Genomic DNA, 17,637 nt, shown 5'->3' with positions numbered 1-17,637 from the left:
CTGCATTATACTGAAACCGCTAGGCCACCACAATGCACAAAACTAAGGTGAATATGTACGATTCAAAGCAATTTACGCTTGTAAAAAATCACATATAGTCCTGATCCGAGGTGAAAGAGTCCGTAGAACAGCGGCCTAACGTAAAAAGCGCCTCTCGCTCGTTCGCATGAACGGGAGAAGCGCTTTGCCACATAATCACCAAGTAATCCAAGGCTTCGAGCCGAACGCGTCGCCGTTCAGCAGATCCGCGAACGGAATCGTATAAGCGAACAGGATGAGCACGACGAGGATGCCGACCCATACGCCCCAACGCTCGAACAGCTTCGGCGTCGCTTCCGCCGTTTCGGCGGTTTCGCCGACCGGGTATTCGGTAACGCCTTTCGGCGAACGCAGCAAGGAGATCACGTTCCAGATCATTAGGATGACCCCGACGAACAGAATCGTGCCGCCGATCGCCATCGCGACATAATACGGCATCCACATGACGGTTTCGGGACTATCGTTGTACGTCGTAAAGGCCGTACGGCGCGGTGCGCCAAGCAAGCCGACGGTGTGCATCGGGCCGGACATGAACAGCATGCCGATCAGCCAGACGACCGTTTGCACAATGCCGCGTCGGTTCAGCTCGCGCGTCAGCACGCGGCCGGTGATGTGCGGGATGAGCCAGTACGTCACGCCGAAGAACGTCAGCGCTACGCTTGTGGCTACGGTCAGATGGAAGTGGCCTGTCACCCACAGCGTATTGTGCACGACCTGGTTCATCTGGTTGCTCGCATTGATGATGCCGCCTGCGCCGGCCGGAATAAAGACGAGCATGCCCATGAACGGAGCGAAGAAGCGGACGTCCTTCCATGGCAGCTTCTTCACCCAGCCGAACAAGCCTCTCGCCCCTTGGGAGCGGCCGTACAGCTCGAAGGTCGCGAACATGGAGAACGCGGTCATGAGCGACGGCACGATAACCATAAACGTCAGCACGACTTGAATGTATTTCCACGTCGAGGAAATGCCAGGCTCCATGAGCTGGTGGTGGAAGCCGACCGGAATCGAGAAGAGCAGGAACAGCAGGAACGACAGGCGCGCCAGCGCGTCGCTGAATATTTTGCCGCCGATGACTTTCGGGATGACGACATACCAGCACATATAAGCCGGCAGCAGCCAGAAGTATACGAGCGGGTGGCCGAAATACCAGAATAATGTCCGGCTCACCATGACATTGATCGTATCGACCCAACCTAGCGACCACGGAATGAACTGCAATACGACGGTTGCGGCCACGCCAAGCGTCGCGATGATCCATAAGAGCATCGTTACGACGGCCATGAAGGTGAAAAGCGGCGACATTTTGCCTTGATGGTTTTTGCGCCACCAACGGTATTGGGTGAAGATGCCTAAGCCGCTCATCCAGCTGCCGATCACGACTAGAGCAAGCGCGATGTAGAACAGCGGCGAAGCTTTCATCGGCGCATAGAACGTATATAACACCGTCGCCTGATTGAGCAGAATCATGACGGTGCCGATCGCGGTGCCGACCGACATAAGCCAGAAGCCGATCCAGCCGAGCCTACGGACTCCCGGCAGCAGTTGGCCGCCCGCGGTTTTCGCCACGCCGGAGATCAGGAACCCGATGATGAAATAGGTGGTAAAAATAAGCGCCATTAACACGCCGTGCGCGGTGAGCAGCTGGTAATATCCGATGCCTGCGGGCAGCGTAATCATGCCGCCCCGGACGAGCCCTTGCAGCACGCCCGCAATGCCGCCAAGCAGCAGCGCCCCGAAGGCGAACAAAATATGCGCAAGCACGAGCGATGCATCCTTGCGGTCAAAGCTTTGTTCTTTCTGCTCCGCTCGTTCCTTCGGCGCGGTTTGCTCCGTTACGAGCTTCATATTCGCGTTTGCGATTGCCATCGCCTTCATCCCCTCATTTAACGATTACGGTCGTCGACATGTACTCATGGCCGATCCCGCAATATTCGTTGCACAAAATCAAGTATTTGCCCGGCTTGTCGAACTTGTGCGTCAAGTGGTTGACCTCGCCCGGCACGACCATCATGTTGACGTTTGTTCCCGGAATTTCGAAGCCGTGGACAACGTCGGTGCTCGTTACCTGAAAATGCACCGTCGAGCCTGCCGGTATTTCCATCTCGGACTGATTGTAGCCGAACGCGTACGCGACCATCGTTGCCGTATATTCGTGATCGCCTGTTTTCTCCAGACCCGGCTTGTCAAAAGGCGCAGTTTCGGTGACCCGCTCGGGATTGATCGTATGATGGTCCCCGGTCGGCGGTTCCATGCCCATCGCAAACGCGCTGACCCCGATGACGGACAAAAACACGACAAGCATCCCGATCCCGAAGATGAGCCATATTTTCTCCAAACGATGTAAATGCATCTTTTTGTTTCCTCCCCTTTATGTTCGTTTACGATGCCGAACCATTAGCTGCGGGCGATGAATAAAACAAATACGCCGATCCAGGTCAGCGCCAAAAATCCTCCCAGCAGCATGACGGATACGAATGTCCCTTTGAGCGATTGCTCTTCTCCGGACTTTTCCTTGCGTTTATCGGCCATATTGCGACTCTCTCCTTTCCCGGCGGGTGGCTGATTCGCTCATTCATGCTGCCATTGTACGCCGAAATCCGCGCCGCTACTGTGAGCGATATCACAGAAAGGTTAGCCCCATTGTTACTACATTGTGACAACATCATTGCTAAAGACTCAGCATTGCATGGCTTCAATTCGGATATTTTTCATAAAAAACCTTAGTATTTCTTTTTTGGTCAATATTCCTGATACTGAAGGTAATACGAAGGATAAGGAGATGGTTTTGTGAACCAACACTCACCAACCATAAGGGAAGTTAATGAGAACGATGATTTTGATTACCTTTTGGAGCTAATGAACGACACTTTTAGCAGACATTTTAAAAACACGGTATGTAGTGTAATCTTTTCTCCGGATGAGTTGAAAAATCAATATGCCGAACAAAAAGCTTATGTCGCCGTTTGCGATGGGAAATTCATTGCGGTAACCCATGTCCGCTTGACAACAATGTTAAAAAACGGATATTTAAATTACGGATATTTAGAAGGGTACGAAACGGCCTTGACTGCATTGGTTGAAAATTGTGGATCTTACGTACAATCCAATCAAGGACATAAACTGCTTGCGTTCGCTAGAACAAAATTCGGGCAGGTCAGAAATAAAGAAATCGCTTTTTTGGAAAGCTTGGGATTTGTTTCCGATGAGTACAGCTATATTACATGTCAGCTTTCTTTGGAGAGCTGGAGCGCCCCAGACCCTTTGGACACAACGGATATTGAACCTATTGCCGATATGGAGACAAATGAAATATATAATCTATTGCTCGAGGACGGAGAGGATGAGATGGCCGAACTGTTCATTAGACAGTTCCCTTCCGGGCAGCGGAGGAACCGGGTCGTCCTCTGCACTCGAGATCAAGCAACCGGAGAAATCGCAGGTATTGCGTATTACGAAGTCTATGTATATCGCCCTACCCCGGAGGAATCCATTCTTCACGCAAGCGCATTCGGGCTCCATTTCAGACCTGAACATGTTGTAAATGCATCCGATAAAAAGCGGTTGCTTCAAGCAGCTCTTCAGTCGATGAAACAGTTAAACGTACAGCATGTGATGACCAAAATGACTTTAAACCATTTCGACGTATTTGCGGCCATGGCGGCAGAAGGGTTCACGAATGACGGCCTCGAAGAACTGAATTCATTGCGGTTAACAAAAAGCGTATAGGGTGATTCGATGAAAAAATACGTGAATGCCCGGGATGTACTGCCAAAGGAGTTAATCGAAGAAATCCAAAAATACGTGGCAGGGCAGCATTTATACATTCCACAATCGAACCGTCAGCCGTGGGGGACTTCAACAGGAAGTCAAGACGAGTTTCAAATGCGGAATGCAGAAATTAGGCGGAAACACGCCGGCGGTGTCCCGATCAAACAATTAGCCGTCATGTTCAGCCTGAGTGAAGAAAGAATTCGTGGAATTATTTACGAAAAGCTTATCGAAGAGTAAAAAAGCGGCAATCCGGATGAAAAAAATCATTCCCGGATTGCCGCTTTCATCGTTCATATCGTCTGTGCGGTGCTCCTTCAAGCTTTCGGCTGGGCCGCTGCTTGACGGCCTTGTTCTACCAGCCGCATGGCCCGGACCATCTCCTTGTCGCCCGGCGTCGGAACACCTTCTAGCTCATAGGCTCGGCCGAGTTGCTGCCACTTGTAAACGCCCATGCGATGGTACGGCAGCAGTTCCAGCTTCTCCACCGATTGCATGCTGCCGATAAATTCGCCTAACGCCCGGAGGTCCTGCTCGTGATCCGTAACGCCGGGCACGACGACGTGGCGAATCCACATCGGCTTGCGCAGCTCCGACAGCCGTCTGGCGAAACGGAGGATACGCTCGTTCGGCTGGCTGGTGAGCCACGCATGCTTGTCCGCGTCCATCAGCTTCAGGTCGAGCAGGACAAGATCGGTCGCCTCAAGCAAGCCGGAAGCGTGATCGGGCTCGCAGAAGCCCGACGAGTCGAGCGCCGTATGGAGGCCGAAGCGCCGCTTCGCTTCGCGGAACAGCGCTTCAACGAACGGCGCCTGCAGCGTCGGCTCGCCTCCCGTTACGGTAATCCCCCCTCCGGAACGGCGGTAATAGTCTACATACGGTTTGATCCGTTCCAAGACTTCGTCGACGTTCATCGGCGTGCCCGTACCGGTATCCCAGGTGTCGGGGTTGTGGCAATACTTGCACTGCAGCGCACATCCCTGAAGGAAGAGGACAAAGCGTATGCCCGGGCCGTCAACGGTACCGAATGTATCCATGGAATGAATACGGCCTATCATACGGAATCCCCCTTGTGTTGTTCTGTTACATCGCCCCGTGGAACGTTCGGTTTATGACGTCGAGCTGCTGTTCGCGCGTCAGCTTAATGAAGTTGACGGCATATCCGGAGACGCGGATCGTCAGCTGCGGATACTGTTCCGGATGCTCCATCGCGTCAAGCAGCTGCTCCCGGTTGAACACGTTGACGTTCAGATGGTGCGCGCCTTGCGCGAAGTATCCGTCCATCAGCGACGCCAGGTTGCTGACTCGCACTTCCGGCTCGCGGCCGAGCGCCTTCGGCACGATCGAGAACGTGTTCGAGATGCCGTCGAGGCTGTGCTCGTAAGGCAGCTTGGCGACCGACGCGAGCGATGCGAGCGCGCCCATCCGGTCGCGGCCGTGCATCGGGTTCGCTCCCGGCGCAAACGGTTCGCCCGCGTGGCGTCCGTCCGGCGTCGAGCCGGTCTTCTTGCCGTAAACGACGTTGGACGTGATCGTCAGCACCGACATCGTCGGTACCGCGTTCCGGTACGTCTTATGCTTGCGCAGCATATTCATGAACGTCTCGACCAGCTCCACCGCGATATCGTCGACGCGGTCGTCGTTGTTGCCGTATTGCGGGTATTCGCCCGTAATCTCGAAATCGACGGCGATGCCTTTGTCGTTCCGAATCGGCTTAACGGTTGCGTATTTGATCGCGCTTAAGCTATCGGCGACAACCGACAAACCGGCGATGCCGCAGGCCATCGTCCGCACGATCTCCCGGTCGTGCAGCGCCATCTCCAGGCGCTCGTAGCAGTATTTATCATGCATGTAGTGGATGACGTTCAGTGTGTTCATGTACAGTCCGGCGAGCCATTCCAACATAACCGTGTAGCGCTTCATGACTTCCCCGTATTCCAGCACCTCGGAGGTGATCGGCGCGGCCGCCGGTCCGACTTGGACGCCCAGCTTCTCGTCGACGCCGCCGTTGATCGCGTACAGCAGCGCCTTCGCCATGTTAGCCCGGGCTCCGAAAAATTGCATTTGCTTGCCGATCCGCATCGCCGACACGCAGCAGGCGATTCCGTAATCGTCGCCGTAATATGGCCGCATCAGATCGTCGTTTTCGTATTGGATCGAGCTCGTTTCGATCGATACTTTGGCGCAAAACTTCTTGAACGCTTTCGGCAGCTGCTCGGACCAGAGCACGGTCAAGTTCGGTTCTGGCGCCGGCCCCAGATTGTAGAGCGTGTGCAGGAACCGGAACGACGTTTTCGTTACGCGCGTTTGGCCGCTCAGGGCCATGCCGCCGATCGACTCCGTCACCCATGTCGGGTCGCCGCTGAACAGCTCGTTATAGTCCGGCGTCCGCAGAAACTTGACGAAGCGAAGCTTCATAACGAAATGGTCGACCAGCTCCTGCGCTTCCTCCTCGGTCAATGTCCCCTCCGCGATGTCCCGCTCGAGGTAAATGTCGAGGAAGGAGGAGACGCGGCCGAGGCTCATCGCGGCCCCGTTCTGTTCTTTGATCGCCGCAAGGTAGGCGAGGTAAAGCCACTGCACCGCTTCGCGGGCGTTAGCCGCAGGCTCCGATACGTCGAAGCCGTACGTTGCGGCCATCGCCTTCAGCTCCTGCAAGGCGCGAATCTGCTCGGACAGCTCCTCGCGGGCGCGGATAACGTCCTCGTTCATCTCGCCCACTTCAAGCTGCAGCAAGTCCCGCTTCTTCGCTTCGATCAGCCGGTTCGCGCCGTACAGCGGAAGGCGACGATAGTCGCCGATGATCCGGCCTCGGCCGTAAGCGTCTGGCAGCCCCGTAATGATGCCTGCCCTGCGCGCCGCGCGCATCTCTGTCGTATAAGCGTCGAACACGCCTTGGTTGTGCGTCTTGCGGATGTCCGTGAACAGCCGCTTCATGTCCTCCGGCAGCTTGTAGCCGTAAGCCTCACAGGCGTCGTCCACCATCTTGATGCCGCCGAACGGCTGCACGGACCGCTTGAGCGGCGCGTCCGTCTGGAAGCCGACGATTTTCTCCAGCTCCCGGTCGAGATACCCGGGGCCATGGGACGTAATCGTCGAAACGGTATGAACGTCCACGTCGAGGACGCCTCCGTTCTCCCTTTCCTTCCGGAACAGCTCGCTCGCCTCGCGCCATAACGCCGTCGTAGCCTCGGTCGGGCCGGCCAGAAAAGCGTCGTCGCCTTCATACGGGGATATGTTCCGGTCCAGAAAATCTTTCGTGTCGATATGCTTCTGCCACTTGCCCTCGCGGTAGCCGCGCCAGCCGGCCGGAGCCGATGGCTCGGTTCCGGCGGCGAGGGCGGCTTGCTTGACGTTCGCTTCTTGTACTGACATGGTTGTTCTCCCTCCTGATAGAAGTTAATCCACTGGATTGTTTAGCTATTCAAATTGACCGTAGAACGCTTTGCGATATACGTCGGCAAGCTCGGTGACGAGCGGCATCCGCGGATTCGCGGTCGTGCATTGGTCCTCGAACGCCCGGTCCGCAAGTTCGTCCACGCGAGCTTCGAAGTCCTTCGGATCGAAGCCGAGGTCGGCGAATTTCTCCGGAATGCCAAGCGACTGGTTCAGCTTGCGGATCGCCGCGATGAGGCTGTTCACGCCTTCTTGCGTCGTTTTGGCAGGCAGACCGAGCATTCTGGCGATTTCCGCATACCGCTCGTCGGCGACGAAATGATCGTATTTCGGGAACGATGCGAATTTCGTCGGCTTCTGCGCGTTGTACCGGATGACGTGCGGCATCAGGATCGCATTCGTGCGGCCGTGCGCCGTATGATATTGGCCGCCCCACTTGTGCGCCAAACTGTGGTTGATGCCAAGGAACGCATTTGCGAACGCCATGCCGGCAATCGTCGAAGCGTTGTGCATTTTTTCCCGGGCGACCGGATCGGCCTCGTGGTACGATTTCTCAAGATATTTGAACACAAGCCGGATCGCTTGGAGCGCAAGGCCGTCCGTGTAGTCGTTCGCCATGACGGAAACGTAAGCCTCGATCGCGTGCGTCAGCACGTCCATGCCGGTGTCAGCGACGGCCGTTTTCGGCAAGCTGTATACGAACTCGGGATCGATGATCGCCACGTCCGGCGTCAGCTCGTAATCGGCCAGCGGGTACTTGGTATTCCCTTTTTCCTTATCCGTAATGACGGCGAACGAAGTGACCTCGGAGCCTGTGCCCGATGTCGTCGGAATCGCGACGAATTTCGCCTTGCGGCCGAGCCGCGGATATTTGTATACCCGCTTGCGGATATCCAGGAACTTCATCTTGAGCGAGTCGAAGCTCGTTTCCGGATATTCGTAGAACAGCCACATCGCTTTGGCCGCGTCCATCGGGGAACCGCCGCCGAGCGCAATGATGCAGTCCGGCTGGAACGATTCCATCATCGCCGTGCCGCGGCGCACCGTTTCGACGGAAGGATCGGGCTCCACGTCGGAGAAAATTTCGATATGCACCGGCTTCTGCCGCTTGCGGAGATAATACTCCAGCTTGTCGGCATAACCGAGTTTGACCATCATTGCATCGGTCACGATCATGACGCGGGAAATATCCGGCATTTTCTCGAGATATTGCGAAGCGCCGCGTTCGAAATACACTTTCGGCGGTATTTTGAACCATTGCATGTTCACCGTGCGATAAGCGACGCGCTTCACGTTGATCAGGTTGACCGCCGTTACGTTCGCCGTCGTGGAGTTATGTCCGTACGAGCCGCAGCCGAGTGTCAAGGACGGCAGGTTCGTATTGTAAATATCGCCGATCGCGCCGTGCGTCGACGGCGAGTTGACGATGACGCGGCCCGTCTTCAGCCGGGCGGAAAAAGCGGCAATGACGGCTTTGTCCTTGGAATGGATGACCGAGGAGTGGCCCATGCCGCCGAATTCGACGACCTGCGCCGCGCGCTCGATGCCTTGCTCCGGCGTTTTCACCTTGTAGCAGGCGAGAACCGGGCTCAGCTTCTCCGCGGACAGCGGGTAATCCTCGCCGACGCCTTCCAGCTCGGCAACAAGCACCTTCGTTTGTGCAGGGACCGTGATGCCTGCCATCTGAGCGATTTTTTCGGCGGATTGGCCGACGATGACCGCATTCACCGCGCATTTATCTTTGTTGATCACGAGCTTCGATACCGCCGCGATTTCATCGGCATTCAGGAAGTAGCAGCCGAGGTCGGTCATCAGCTTTTTCGTTTGCTCGTAAATCGGCTCTTCGATAATGACGGATTGCTCGGATGCGCAAATCATGCCGTTGTCGAACGTTTTGGACAGGATCAAATCGGTTACCGCTTGCTGCAAATCGGCCGTTTTTTCGATAAAGCAAGGCACGTTGCCCGGACCTACGCCAAGCGCCGGCTTGCCGGTGCTGTACGCCGCCTTGACCATCGCGGAACCGCCCGTCGCGAGCACCAGCGCCACGTCAGGGTGATTCATCAGCAGCCCTGTCGCTTCCACGGATGGGTGCTCGACCCATTGGATGCAGTTTTTCGGCGCGCCTTCCTTGACGGCCGCCTCCAGCAGCGTCTTCGCCGCGGCAACGCTTGAGCGCTGTGCGGACGGATGGAATGCGAAGATGATCGGGTTTCTCGTTTTGGCCGCGATCAGCGACTTGAACATCGTCGTCGACGTCGGGTTCGTGACCGGCGTTACGCCGGCGATGATGCCGACAGGCTCGGCGACCATCTGGTAATTTTCGTGCGGATTTTCTTCGATGACGCCTACCGTCTTGTTGTGCTTGATGCTGTGATAAATATATTCGGTTGCGAAAAGATTTTTCGTAATTTTATCTTCATAAACGCCGCGTCCCGTTTCCTCGTGAGCCAGTTTCGCAAGCTGCATATGTTTGTCCAGTCCGGCCAGGGCCATCGCTTGGACGATGCGGTCCACCTGGCTTTGATCGAGCTGCAGGTAGGCCTCTTGCGCTTTTTTCGCTTTGGCCACCAGTTCGTTTACTTCATCCTGTGATGTGTTTCGCTCCATGACCGGTTTGCTTTCTTTGACCGCCATTCTCCTCATCCTCCTTGAATGTCCGCCGGCGTATGCCCCGCGGTAAATCATTCCACATCTCTATCGTAAGCCGTGTTCATGACGTCTGCTGTGAGTTTTGTCACTCCTTGGAAAGTACGCCGGCTGAAACTTGGTTATGCTGCTGCTGCAATATTTTTTCGTAATGGTCCTGGGTGTGAAAACAATCGACAAAGGAAGTATCGATCCCTTCGTCTTGAAATGCCTTGTCGTCCAGCTCCCCCCAGCCGATTTCCTGCAGCAAGCTCGTTATCCTCGACTCGCCGCTCTGCAGCAGCATCATCGCAAGCTCCGCGTTGGAACGGTCGTACACGCCGTGAAGCGGGTAAGCTCTGCCTTGAATACTCGGCAGCACCGCTCGGTAGCCTTCCCGCTTCTTCCATTGCAGCAGCTTGGCCGCTTCGGCGGAGACGAACGGCATGTGGCTGCCGACGATCCAGACGTCGCGGTTCTCGGCCAAGCTAAGCCCGGCATGCACGCCGCCAAGCGTGCCCTGGTTGGACATGAAGTCCGTAATGATGCGAACTTCCGGGTCCAGCAGGCGCAGGAACGGCTTCGGGTCATTGGTGACCACGATCAGCTCGCTGCACGCCGGTTGCATGAGCCGGAGCTGGCGCACGACCAGCCGTTCGCCGCCGAACGGCAGCAGCCCTTTGGGCTGCCCATCCATCCTGGAATTGTCTCCTCCCGCCAGAATAACTCCTGTCAACATCGCGATTCCCCCCCTCGAAACCTTTCTTAATCGAAGCTCTTCTTGATGCGTTACTTGTCCTTGTCCTTGTCCTCGGGTAGAAAGTCATCTTCCTTCGGCTCTACGTTTGCTGCCGGATCAGGCTCTGCTCGGCAATCCTCGCATATCCAGCTGTCGCCCCTAACCTCAGTCCCGTTCATTCTGCCGCATCGATCGCATGAAATCATCGTTACCACCTCTTTGCCATCATGGATTGTCTTCCGCTTTGATTAGTGCCTTTGCATGATTCATGCTTTGCTACTTCCATTAAACACCCGCCGTCACCGCCTTGCTGTGAGCAAAATCACGGCCATAAGGCAAATAAGGATAATCGGCAAAAGCGATTAACCGGCATATTCGTTTACCGCTTGGAAAAGGAGCAGAGCGGAATGTACGCCATGAACCTGCCTTCTTCGCCAAAAAAAGAGCAACCCGTCGTTCCGCAGGGAACCGGTTGCCCGTTGATCCATCTAGGTGGTGATCAGCCCATAGGTGCCGTCTACACGTTTATATACCACTTCAGTGGCATTCGTATGCCGGTTGACATAAACGTAGAAGTTGTGGTCCATTAAATTCATTTCGAGAATCGCATCCTCCACGTCGATCGGCTTCAAATTCAACTGCTTCACCCGCGCGATCGCAAAAGGATCCTGCTCCTCTTCAGGCTCGGCATTTGCTGCGAGCTCCTTCACGCCCCCCCGGCGGTACCGTCTGCGCAGCTTCTCCTTCAGTTTGCGCAGCCTGCGCACCAGCTTGTCGGCTACCGCGTCGATGGAAGCGTACATGTCCTCCGTCCGCTCCTCGGCCCGTACCGTGCCGCCTTCCAGGCGCAGCATGACCTCGACTTTGTGCATATCGTCGTCCTTATGGCCTCTGACGGTAAACGTAACGACCGCTTCCTCCACCGGCTCGACGGTTTCCACGCGACTGATTTTTTGCTCGGCGTATTGCTTCAGCGCTTCCGTAACTTCCATATGTTTGCCGTGAAAAATAAACCGCATCTTCACCCACACCTTTCCTATAGCGTGTATTCTTCGATCATGTCGGCTTGCAGCGCTTTCCTTTCACGCTTTTCCTCTTTCGGCTGAATCGGATAAAACGTTCTGCCGGCACACGCCGGACACTCCGTCGGATAACATTCCGCCATCACGGGAAGCTCGGCGCCGCACTTCCGACAAACCGCCGCTCCGTACGTTTCCACTTGTTCCGCTTCATTTTCACGCTGCTGCATGTTTTTTTGCTCCAGGCACATCGTCAATCCCTCCTAAATTCGAGATACGTAATAACCTTATTTGATGATTAATACCGGAATCGGGGACTTCTGAACGACCGCGTGGCTGACGCTGCCGAGCATAAGCTCCTTCAAGCCGCTTAACCCCCGGCTGCCCATCATGATCAAGTCGCAGCCTTTCTCCTCGGCCGCCTCCAAAATCGTTTCCGCAGGGGAGCCTTGGCGTATTTCGACAGTCGCATACAGCAAATCCTTAAGCGCCGACTTGACCTCCTCCAGCGACGATTCCGCATATTCAACGAACGCCTCGTCCGTTCCTGCGGGTACCGAATATAAGACATCCCCTACGTACACCTTCGGGAAATGAAGCACGTGCAGAACAGTCAGCTTCGTAATCGGCCGTTCCTCTACGATATTGATCGCTTTAGCCAACACCGCCTTGGACAGGTCGGACCCGTCATATGCGGCCATTATGTGTCGGTATACCATGAACATCTCCTCCTTCTTGCCCTCATTGTATACCGAACGGGAGCCTTGGATTGTGAAATAAATCACTTTGAAACGCAAAAAAGGATGCTACGCTTTTCATGGCAGGAATTTTCTTCTATGGAGTGAAACGTCATGCATAAGCCTGTTGCCGCCGTGGTCAACAACCTCAAATTTATTCTGATCGCGCTTGTTGTCGCCAATAATGCGATCGAACCGCTGATCGGCAGCCATGCCGGGCTGCGTACCCTATATCAAAGCATCTACACGTTTCATATCCCGATGTTCGTATTCGCCATGGGGCTGCTTGCGCAGCGCGGCCGCAAATCGACAGGTCGTGAGCTTGGCGCCGCGACACATACCGCGATAGGCATCAGCTGGGAAAAGCCAGATCAAGCCGACATGCGCTCGCTGCTGAATTTGGCTTGGCAATACTTGCTGTTCCAATCGCTATATTCGCTGGCCGACGTCTTTTTATTTCACGCGCCTCATGTCATCCATTCTTTTTTCATGCCGTATTCGCTGTTATGGTTTTTGTGCAGCCACTTCTGCTGGCGATTCATGCTTGGGTTGTTCGTTCAATTGAACCGCCCGGCGGTTGCGGTACCGGTGGCTGTGCTTCTCGGCATCTTGGTCGGCTTTCTCCCGCTGCCGGGAGCGCTGCTTAGCATATCGCGGACCTTTGTCTTCTTTCCTTTTTTTCTGGCGGGTTATTATTGCAGGATGGATGAGCATCGGATGCTGCAGCTTCGTCGATGGCGCCTGCCGGCAACCGTCTTCGCCGTCGCATGGTTCGTCGGACTCGCTTTATACGGGCATCGGCTTCCTTTCGCCTGGCAATACGGCAACGCTACCAACGCCGAGCTGCACATGAACGGGTGGGCGGCCGGCTTACGCCTTGCCTATTACGGCGTTCAAGCTGTCGTATCGGTCGCGTTCCTGAGCTGGATTCCGTGGACGAACCGCCGTTGGACCGCCCTGGGCGGGCGCACGGTATTCGTGTTCCTGCTCCACGGCTTGCTGCTGAAAGCGCTGATCGCCGCCGGCGTTTATGAGCCGTTCGCTTTGCCGATGCAGATCGTCTTGGCTTTGGCCATTGCCGCCGCGCTTGTCGCCGCGTTATCGCAAAGCTGCGTGCAGCGCTGGGTGCACTCCGTCATCGAACCACCGTTTCCAGAGGTTCCGCTGTTCCGCCATTGTGGCAATCGAGAAGAAATATGATTTCGTACGAAATGGTACAATGGGGACAGTGATTTCTTGAAAATGAATGAGCCTGGAAGGGGATGAACTAGATGGGCAGCGTATTGTTAGACATCTCAATGTCGCTGGATGGATTTATTGCTGGAAGGGAGGATGACGTAGAGCGGCTGCACGATTGGATTCTGGATTTCAAAACCGGTATTTTTAAGAAAAGCGAAGTCCTGAGCGAGCTGTTCGAAAGGACGGGAGCCATTGTTGCCGGCAGACGAGTCTATGAGATCGCATCCGGGTGGGGTGGAAATCATCCGATCGGCGGCGTACCCGTATATGTGCTTTCCCACGACATCCCGGAAAACGTTCCTCAAGGCGGGACTGCATTTACCTTCGTTTCCGAAGGCATTGAAGTTGCAATACGAAAAGCCAAGGTGTCGGCAGGCGATAAAGACGTATATGTGCTGGGTGGGGCGACGGTAGCCCAACAGTGCCTCAAAGCGTCGCTCCTTGACGAAATACATGTGCATATTGCCCCTGTACTGCTTACAGAGGGGATTCGTTTGTTTGATCATATCGGATCCGAGTACATCCAGCTTGAAACGATTGGAATCTTGGAATCTCACGGGACAACCCACATTAGATATCGCATTATCAAATAAATAAAAACAGCAAGTCGATGACGACCTGCTGTTTCTGCTATTTACCGGGCTCTATACATTCTGCATCCGATCCGGTTTCGGCTTCGGTACGTTAAGCACAACGCGAGTTCCCTCTCCCGGAGAGGAAGCGACTTCAAGCTGTCCTCCGATGGACTTGGCCCGCTCCTCCATGCTGAACAGCCCGACGCCTTTGCCCTTCGTTTCCTTGGAAAAGCCTCTCCCGCGGTCTTCGACCTGAACCTCCACCGCATCGCCGCGGTCCAAGATCCGGACGGCCGCTTCGTCGGCCTGCGAATATTTCATGACGTTGGTCAGCGCTTCTTGGATGATCCGGTAAACGACCGTTTCCGTCTGAATGCCTAGCCGCCCGCGCAGCTCATTTTCGAAGCGGATTTGAATTCCGCTATATTTCGTGTAATTGTCGAGATATGTGCGAATGGCCGGAACGACGCCTAAATCGTCGAGAACGGAAGGCCGCAGCTCCCAAGCGAGTGTCCGAACCTCTTCCATAATGCCGGATATGTTTGAGCGCAGCTTCTGTAAATCCTCCCTTGGCTCATTGCTCAAGATGCCGTCCAGCTGAATCAGCAGCGAAAACAAGCTTTGCCCGATGCCGTCATGCAATTCGCGGGAAAACCGCCGGCGCTCCTCCTCTTGAATATGCATCATATCGTTCATCATCTGCTGCAGGTCTTCCTCCACCTGCTTCAGCCGGGTAACGTCGTTTCGGATAGCGAGGTACTGGTAGGGCTTGCCGTTCGCGTCAAGGAACGGAACGATCGTCGTATGGACCCAATAATACGATCCGTCCTTCGCCCGGTTCTTAATATCCCCTTGCCAGACGGAGCCCGATCCGATCGTCGCCCACAGCTGCTTCATGAAGCTATTGTCGTGATGCCCGGAGTTGATGATCCGGTGGTCTTCGTTCAGCAGCTCTTCCCTTGAATAACGGGAGATCTCGCAAAACTTGTCGTTTACGTATTGGATCGTGCCCTTCCGGTCGGTTAACGCAACGATGGATGATTCGTCGAGAGCGAACTTGACGTCGGAGAGCTGCTTCAGCGAGCCGCGCAGCTCCTCCTTCAGCCTCGGATCGACCGGTTCTCCTACAAGACGGCCTAGCAGCGACTCTACGTTTTCGCCGATCAGCAGCGGTGCAGCGTTCGATTCCGAGTTTTTACTCAAAGTTCAACAATCCTTTCTTCAAGGCGTATTTGATCAGATCCGGCCGGGTTTTCAAACCGAGCTTCTCCATGAGATTCGCTTTATGGGTTTCGACGGTTTTGACGCTGATTACAAAATGCTCGGCGATTTCTTTATTGGAATACCCTTTGGCCGCCCAGCTCAAAATTTCTTTTTCCCGTTCGGTCAAAACGTCGAATGTACTCGCATTGCTCCCGTTTTTCATCCGCTCCAAATATTCGTTCATCAGCCGCTTCGTCGCCGTCGGGTACAAATAAGCTTTGCCTTCGGCTACCGATTGGATCGCGGACACAAGCTCATCGTGCGGCGCGCTCTTCAAAATGTATCCCGAAGCGCCGACATGAATCGACCGAAACAAATATTCGTCGTCATCATGCATCGTCAGGATCAGAACCGCGATATCGGGCGCCAGCTCCTTCAGCTCCGCGGTCGCTGCCAAACCGTCCTTGCCGTGCGGCATGCTGAGATCCATCAGCACGACGTCCGGCGCAAGCTCCAGCGCTTTGGCGATCCCTTCGTCGCCGTCCGCGGCTTCGCCGACCACTTCGATGCCATGCTTGCCGTTCAGCAGCGAGGCCAAGCCGGAACGGACGACGGCATGATCGTCGACAATCATCAATCTCATCGATAACCTCTCCTCGTCTGCGTTCAATATAACCATATTCTAACACAATTAAAGGAACCTCACCATGGAGATTCCTTCAAGTGTTATGTTATATGAACGCAACCCCGGCGGCCGCAAGAAGGGACGAAGCCTGCACGAGAAGCTGCATCGCTTCCGCATCGTAATCTTTGGGCGTCCGGGCGCCGACAAGCAGTATGCCGACCGTCGCGCCGTCACGTTCGACCGGGGCCGCCGCGACCGCGGCCAGCTGCTCCGCGTGCAGCAGAGAGGCGTCCTCTTTGCGCAGGTCGGCTGCATTGCGGTGATGGTCGAGCGCAACCGCTCTGCCGGTACGCAGCACGGCTCCGGCGATTCCGCGGCCGGGCTGTATGGCCAGCCGCAAAAAGCGCTCGCTCGTATTTCCGGCTGCCTCCACCCAATGCCAGCCCCGTCCGGCCGAAGCGGCAAAAGCGGCGATATCGCTGCCGGTCCGTTCGCGAACCTGCTCCAGCGCATCGCGCAAACGGCTATCGCTAGCGTCCATTCCTCTCCCCCCTTCCCACCCTATACTAGGCTTATATTTCCCGGTAAACGATGCGCCGAGTAAGACGGCGCTAGCCGTTTATCCTTAATGCATTCCGTTTTCCGTGCTTCTGATTCATATCTATATTGTAGCTCGAATCCTCTCCTATTGCATTCGGGGAATACCATGAGAATGCGATAGGGAATTCCCCCCTTCCGGAATGCGATATTTCCGAAACCCCGACGATGCCGCCGTCTTTGGCACCGAGCACCCTCAGGCAAGGTTAGGGGATCGCGGCCGGCAAATTCAGGGGATTACCCGATAGGATACCCCAGCCAAAGAAGGTAAGATGAAGTCAACAAGAAATAACCGAGAGGGGAACGACATAAATGGCGACGACGACAAAAGGAATGCCAACCTGCGCGGCGGAGGGCTGCGGCGGCAAGGAAGCATGGGGGGCGGACGCGTTTTTTACCGCAGACCATCGCAAGCTGCTGGAAGGGCTGATGTATCCGAAAAAAGCGGAGGCCGGCTCGTACTTGTTCATGGAAGGCGATACGTCCGGCAAGCTGTTTTATGTTCGTTCCGGACGCGTCAAGTTAACGAAAACGACCGACGAAGGCCGTAACATCAACCTTACGATTCAGCGGCAGGGCGACCTGATCGGCGACTTGTCCGTGACCGGAGACGGCGTATACCCTTATAGCGCGGAAGTGCTCGAGGATGCCGAATTCGGCGTCATTCAGGAGAAGGACCTGGAAATTTTGCTGTACCGCCATGGCGATTTCGCCGTTGCGTTCACGAAATGGATGTCGCTTCAGCACCGGGCCACCCAATCGAAATTCCGCGACCTGCTGCTGTTCGGCAAGCCCGGCGCGCTTGCGTCGACGCTGATTCGGCTTTGCAACACCTGCGGCGTCGCCACGAAAGACGGCATCCGCCTGACGGCGAAGCTGACCAATACGGAGCTGGCCGAATTTATCGGCTCCACCCGCGAGAGCGTCAACCGCCTGCTCAGCGATTTCAAATCGGACGGCATCATCGATATGTCCGGCGGGATCATTACGGTCAAATCGCTGAACGAGCTGAAAGCGATTTGCCAGTGCCCTTCCTATCCGGCTTGTCCGCGCGAGGTTTGCCGCATCTGAT

General features: G+C 55.4%; 19 protein-coding genes. 5 read left to right on the top strand and 14 right to left on the bottom strand.

Annotated features, from left to right (window positions below):
* Positions 1-195: 195 nt before the first annotated feature.
* The 3 genes from AC0LWM_RS16870 to AC0LWM_RS16860 are packed head-to-tail and all read right to left on the bottom strand — an operon-like array spanning position 196 to position 2,568.
* Positions 196-1,884 (bottom strand): b(o/a)3-type cytochrome-c oxidase subunit 1, encoded by a 1,689-nt coding sequence (locus AC0LWM_RS16870; RefSeq protein ID WP_474676197.1) that lies wholly within the window; start codon positions 1,882-1,884, stop codon positions 196-198.
* Between the two features lie 34 nt (positions 1,885-1,918).
* Positions 1,919-2,389 (bottom strand): cytochrome c oxidase subunit II, encoded by a 471-nt coding sequence (locus AC0LWM_RS16865; protein WP_474676136.1) that lies wholly within the window; start codon positions 2,387-2,389, stop codon positions 1,919-1,921.
* A gap of 44 nt (positions 2,390-2,433) precedes the next feature.
* Complete coding sequence (locus tag AC0LWM_RS16860; RefSeq protein WP_474676135.1) at positions 2,434-2,568, bottom strand: cytochrome c oxidase subunit 2A; 135 nt, start codon at positions 2,566-2,568, stop codon at positions 2,434-2,436.
* Between the two features lie 258 nt (positions 2,569-2,826).
* Here AC0LWM_RS16860 and AC0LWM_RS16855 point away from each other — a divergent pair, with 258 nt between their 5' ends.
* Positions 2,827-3,765 (top strand): hypothetical protein, encoded by a 939-nt coding sequence (locus AC0LWM_RS16855; protein WP_474676134.1) that lies wholly within the window; start codon positions 2,827-2,829, stop codon positions 3,763-3,765.
* Positions 3,766-3,774: 9 nt separating this feature from the next.
* Positions 3,775-4,047: a CD3324 family protein gene (locus AC0LWM_RS16850; protein ID WP_474676133.1), complete on the top strand. Its 273-nt coding sequence runs from the start codon at positions 3,775-3,777 to the stop codon at positions 4,045-4,047.
* A 77-nt stretch (positions 4,048-4,124) separates the two neighbouring features.
* On the opposite strand, the gene pflA is transcribed toward AC0LWM_RS16850, so the two are convergent.
* From pflA to AC0LWM_RS16810, 8 genes are all read right to left on the bottom strand, one after another.
* Positions 4,125-4,865, bottom strand: coding sequence for a pyruvate formate-lyase-activating protein (gene pflA, locus AC0LWM_RS16845; protein ID WP_474676132.1), 741 nt, complete (start codon positions 4,863-4,865; stop codon positions 4,125-4,127).
* Between the two features lie 25 nt (positions 4,866-4,890).
* A complete protein-coding gene (gene pflB / locus AC0LWM_RS16840; protein WP_474676131.1) occupies positions 4,891-7,182 on the bottom strand; it encodes a formate C-acetyltransferase in 2,292 nt (763 codons plus the stop codon).
* Between the two features lie 45 nt (positions 7,183-7,227).
* Positions 7,228-9,840 (bottom strand): bifunctional acetaldehyde-CoA/alcohol dehydrogenase, encoded by a 2,613-nt coding sequence (adhE, locus tag AC0LWM_RS16835; protein ID WP_474676130.1) that lies wholly within the window; start codon positions 9,838-9,840, stop codon positions 7,228-7,230.
* Between the two features lie 100 nt (positions 9,841-9,940).
* Entirely contained in the window at positions 9,941-10,570 is a 630-nt protein-coding gene (gene mobA, locus AC0LWM_RS16830; protein WP_474676129.1) for a molybdenum cofactor guanylyltransferase, read from the bottom strand.
* A gap of 50 nt (positions 10,571-10,620) precedes the next feature.
* On the bottom strand, positions 10,621-10,776 hold the full coding sequence (locus AC0LWM_RS16825; RefSeq protein ID WP_474676128.1) for a hypothetical protein: 156 nt from the start codon (positions 10,774-10,776) through the stop codon (positions 10,621-10,623).
* 282 nt (positions 10,777-11,058) lie between these two features.
* Positions 11,059-11,589, bottom strand: a complete 531-nt coding sequence (hpf, locus tag AC0LWM_RS16820) for a ribosome hibernation-promoting factor, HPF/YfiA family (protein ID WP_474676127.1) — start codon at positions 11,587-11,589, stop codon at positions 11,059-11,061.
* A 17-nt stretch (positions 11,590-11,606) separates the two neighbouring features.
* Positions 11,607-11,840, bottom strand: a complete 234-nt coding sequence (locus AC0LWM_RS16815; RefSeq protein WP_474676126.1) for a hypothetical protein — start codon at positions 11,838-11,840, stop codon at positions 11,607-11,609.
* A 36-nt stretch (positions 11,841-11,876) separates the two neighbouring features.
* Positions 11,877-12,308: a universal stress protein gene (locus AC0LWM_RS16810; RefSeq protein WP_474676125.1), complete on the bottom strand. Its 432-nt coding sequence runs from the start codon at positions 12,306-12,308 to the stop codon at positions 11,877-11,879.
* 132 nt (positions 12,309-12,440) lie between these two features.
* Between AC0LWM_RS16810 and AC0LWM_RS16805 the strand changes: the two genes are divergently transcribed.
* Together AC0LWM_RS16805 and AC0LWM_RS16800 are read left to right on the top strand one after the other, a co-directional pair.
* The gene (locus AC0LWM_RS16805; RefSeq protein WP_474676124.1) at positions 12,441-13,526 is read left to right on the top strand and encodes an acyltransferase family protein; all 1,086 of its coding nucleotides are present in this window, start codon (positions 12,441-12,443) and stop codon (positions 13,524-13,526) included.
* Between the two features lie 71 nt (positions 13,527-13,597).
* Complete coding sequence (locus tag AC0LWM_RS16800) at positions 13,598-14,158, top strand: dihydrofolate reductase family protein (RefSeq protein ID WP_474676123.1); 561 nt, start codon at positions 13,598-13,600, stop codon at positions 14,156-14,158.
* 51 nt (positions 14,159-14,209) lie between these two features.
* Here the strand turns inward: AC0LWM_RS16800 and AC0LWM_RS16795 are convergent, their stop codons facing one another.
* The 3 genes from AC0LWM_RS16795 to AC0LWM_RS16785 all read right to left on the bottom strand — a co-directional run bounded on the left by AC0LWM_RS16795 (position 14,210) and on the right by AC0LWM_RS16785 (position 16,509).
* Entirely contained in the window at positions 14,210-15,343 is a 1,134-nt protein-coding gene (locus tag AC0LWM_RS16795; protein WP_474676122.1) for a PAS domain-containing sensor histidine kinase, read from the bottom strand.
* Entirely contained in the window at positions 15,336-15,986 is a 651-nt protein-coding gene (locus AC0LWM_RS16790) for a response regulator transcription factor (RefSeq protein ID WP_474676121.1), read from the bottom strand. The genes AC0LWM_RS16795 and AC0LWM_RS16790 overlap by 8 nt, the downstream gene beginning before the upstream one ends.
* 88 nt (positions 15,987-16,074) lie before the next feature.
* A complete protein-coding gene (locus AC0LWM_RS16785; RefSeq protein ID WP_474676120.1) occupies positions 16,075-16,509 on the bottom strand; it encodes a GAF domain-containing protein in 435 nt (144 codons plus the stop codon).
* A 368-nt stretch (positions 16,510-16,877) separates the two neighbouring features.
* Here AC0LWM_RS16785 and AC0LWM_RS16780 point away from each other — a divergent pair, with 368 nt between their 5' ends.
* Positions 16,878-17,636 (top strand): Crp/Fnr family transcriptional regulator, encoded by a 759-nt coding sequence (locus AC0LWM_RS16780; protein WP_474676119.1) that lies wholly within the window; start codon positions 16,878-16,880, stop codon positions 17,634-17,636.
* Position 17,637 lies beyond the last annotated feature (1 nt).

This window comes from Paenibacillus sp. sgz302148 (genome assembly GCF_056120465.1).
This window is presented reverse-complemented; position numbering and strand designations above follow the sequence as displayed.

What these genes read in the sequence shown, in the direction of transcription:
- AC0LWM_RS16870 (WP_474676197.1), bottom strand. Translation starts at nt 1,884, where the DNA reads ATGAAGCTCGTAACGGAGCAAACCGCGCCGAAGGAACGAGCGGAGCAG.
- AC0LWM_RS16865 (WP_474676136.1), bottom strand. Translation starts at nt 2,389, where the DNA reads ATGCATTTACATCGTTTGGAGAAAATATGGCTCATCTTCGGGATCGGG.
- AC0LWM_RS16860 (WP_474676135.1), bottom strand. Translation starts at nt 2,568, where the DNA reads ATGGCCGATAAACGCAAGGAAAAGTCCGGAGAAGAGCAATCGCTCAAA.
- AC0LWM_RS16850 (WP_474676133.1), top strand. Translation starts at nt 3,775, where the DNA reads ATGAAAAAATACGTGAATGCCCGGGATGTACTGCCAAAGGAGTTAATC.
- pflA (WP_474676132.1), bottom strand. Translation starts at nt 4,865, where the DNA reads ATGATAGGCCGTATTCATTCCATGGATACATTCGGTACCGTTGACGGC.
- pflB (WP_474676131.1), bottom strand. Translation starts at nt 7,182, where the DNA reads ATGTCAGTACAAGAAGCGAACGTCAAGCAAGCCGCCCTCGCCGCCGGA.
- adhE (WP_474676130.1), bottom strand. Translation starts at nt 9,840, where the DNA reads ATGGCGGTCAAAGAAAGCAAACCGGTCATGGAGCGAAACACATCACAG.
- mobA (WP_474676129.1), bottom strand. Translation starts at nt 10,570, where the DNA reads ATGTTGACAGGAGTTATTCTGGCGGGAGGAGACAATTCCAGGATGGAT.
- AC0LWM_RS16825 (WP_474676128.1), bottom strand. Translation starts at nt 10,776, where the DNA reads ATGATTTCATGCGATCGATGCGGCAGAATGAACGGGACTGAGGTTAGG.
- hpf (WP_474676127.1), bottom strand. Translation starts at nt 11,589, where the DNA reads ATGCGGTTTATTTTTCACGGCAAACATATGGAAGTTACGGAAGCGCTG.
- AC0LWM_RS16815 (WP_474676126.1), bottom strand. Translation starts at nt 11,840, where the DNA reads ATGTGCCTGGAGCAAAAAAACATGCAGCAGCGTGAAAATGAAGCGGAA.
- AC0LWM_RS16810 (WP_474676125.1), bottom strand. Translation starts at nt 12,308, where the DNA reads ATGGTATACCGACACATAATGGCCGCATATGACGGGTCCGACCTGTCC.
- AC0LWM_RS16805 (WP_474676124.1), top strand. Translation starts at nt 12,441, where the DNA reads ATGCATAAGCCTGTTGCCGCCGTGGTCAACAACCTCAAATTTATTCTG.
- AC0LWM_RS16800 (WP_474676123.1), top strand. Translation starts at nt 13,598, where the DNA reads ATGGGCAGCGTATTGTTAGACATCTCAATGTCGCTGGATGGATTTATT.
- AC0LWM_RS16790 (WP_474676121.1), bottom strand. Translation starts at nt 15,986, where the DNA reads ATGAGATTGATGATTGTCGACGATCATGCCGTCGTCCGTTCCGGCTTG.
- AC0LWM_RS16785 (WP_474676120.1), bottom strand. Translation starts at nt 16,509, where the DNA reads ATGGACGCTAGCGATAGCCGTTTGCGCGATGCGCTGGAGCAGGTTCGC.
- AC0LWM_RS16780 (WP_474676119.1), top strand. Translation starts at nt 16,878, where the DNA reads ATGGCGACGACGACAAAAGGAATGCCAACCTGCGCGGCGGAGGGCTGC.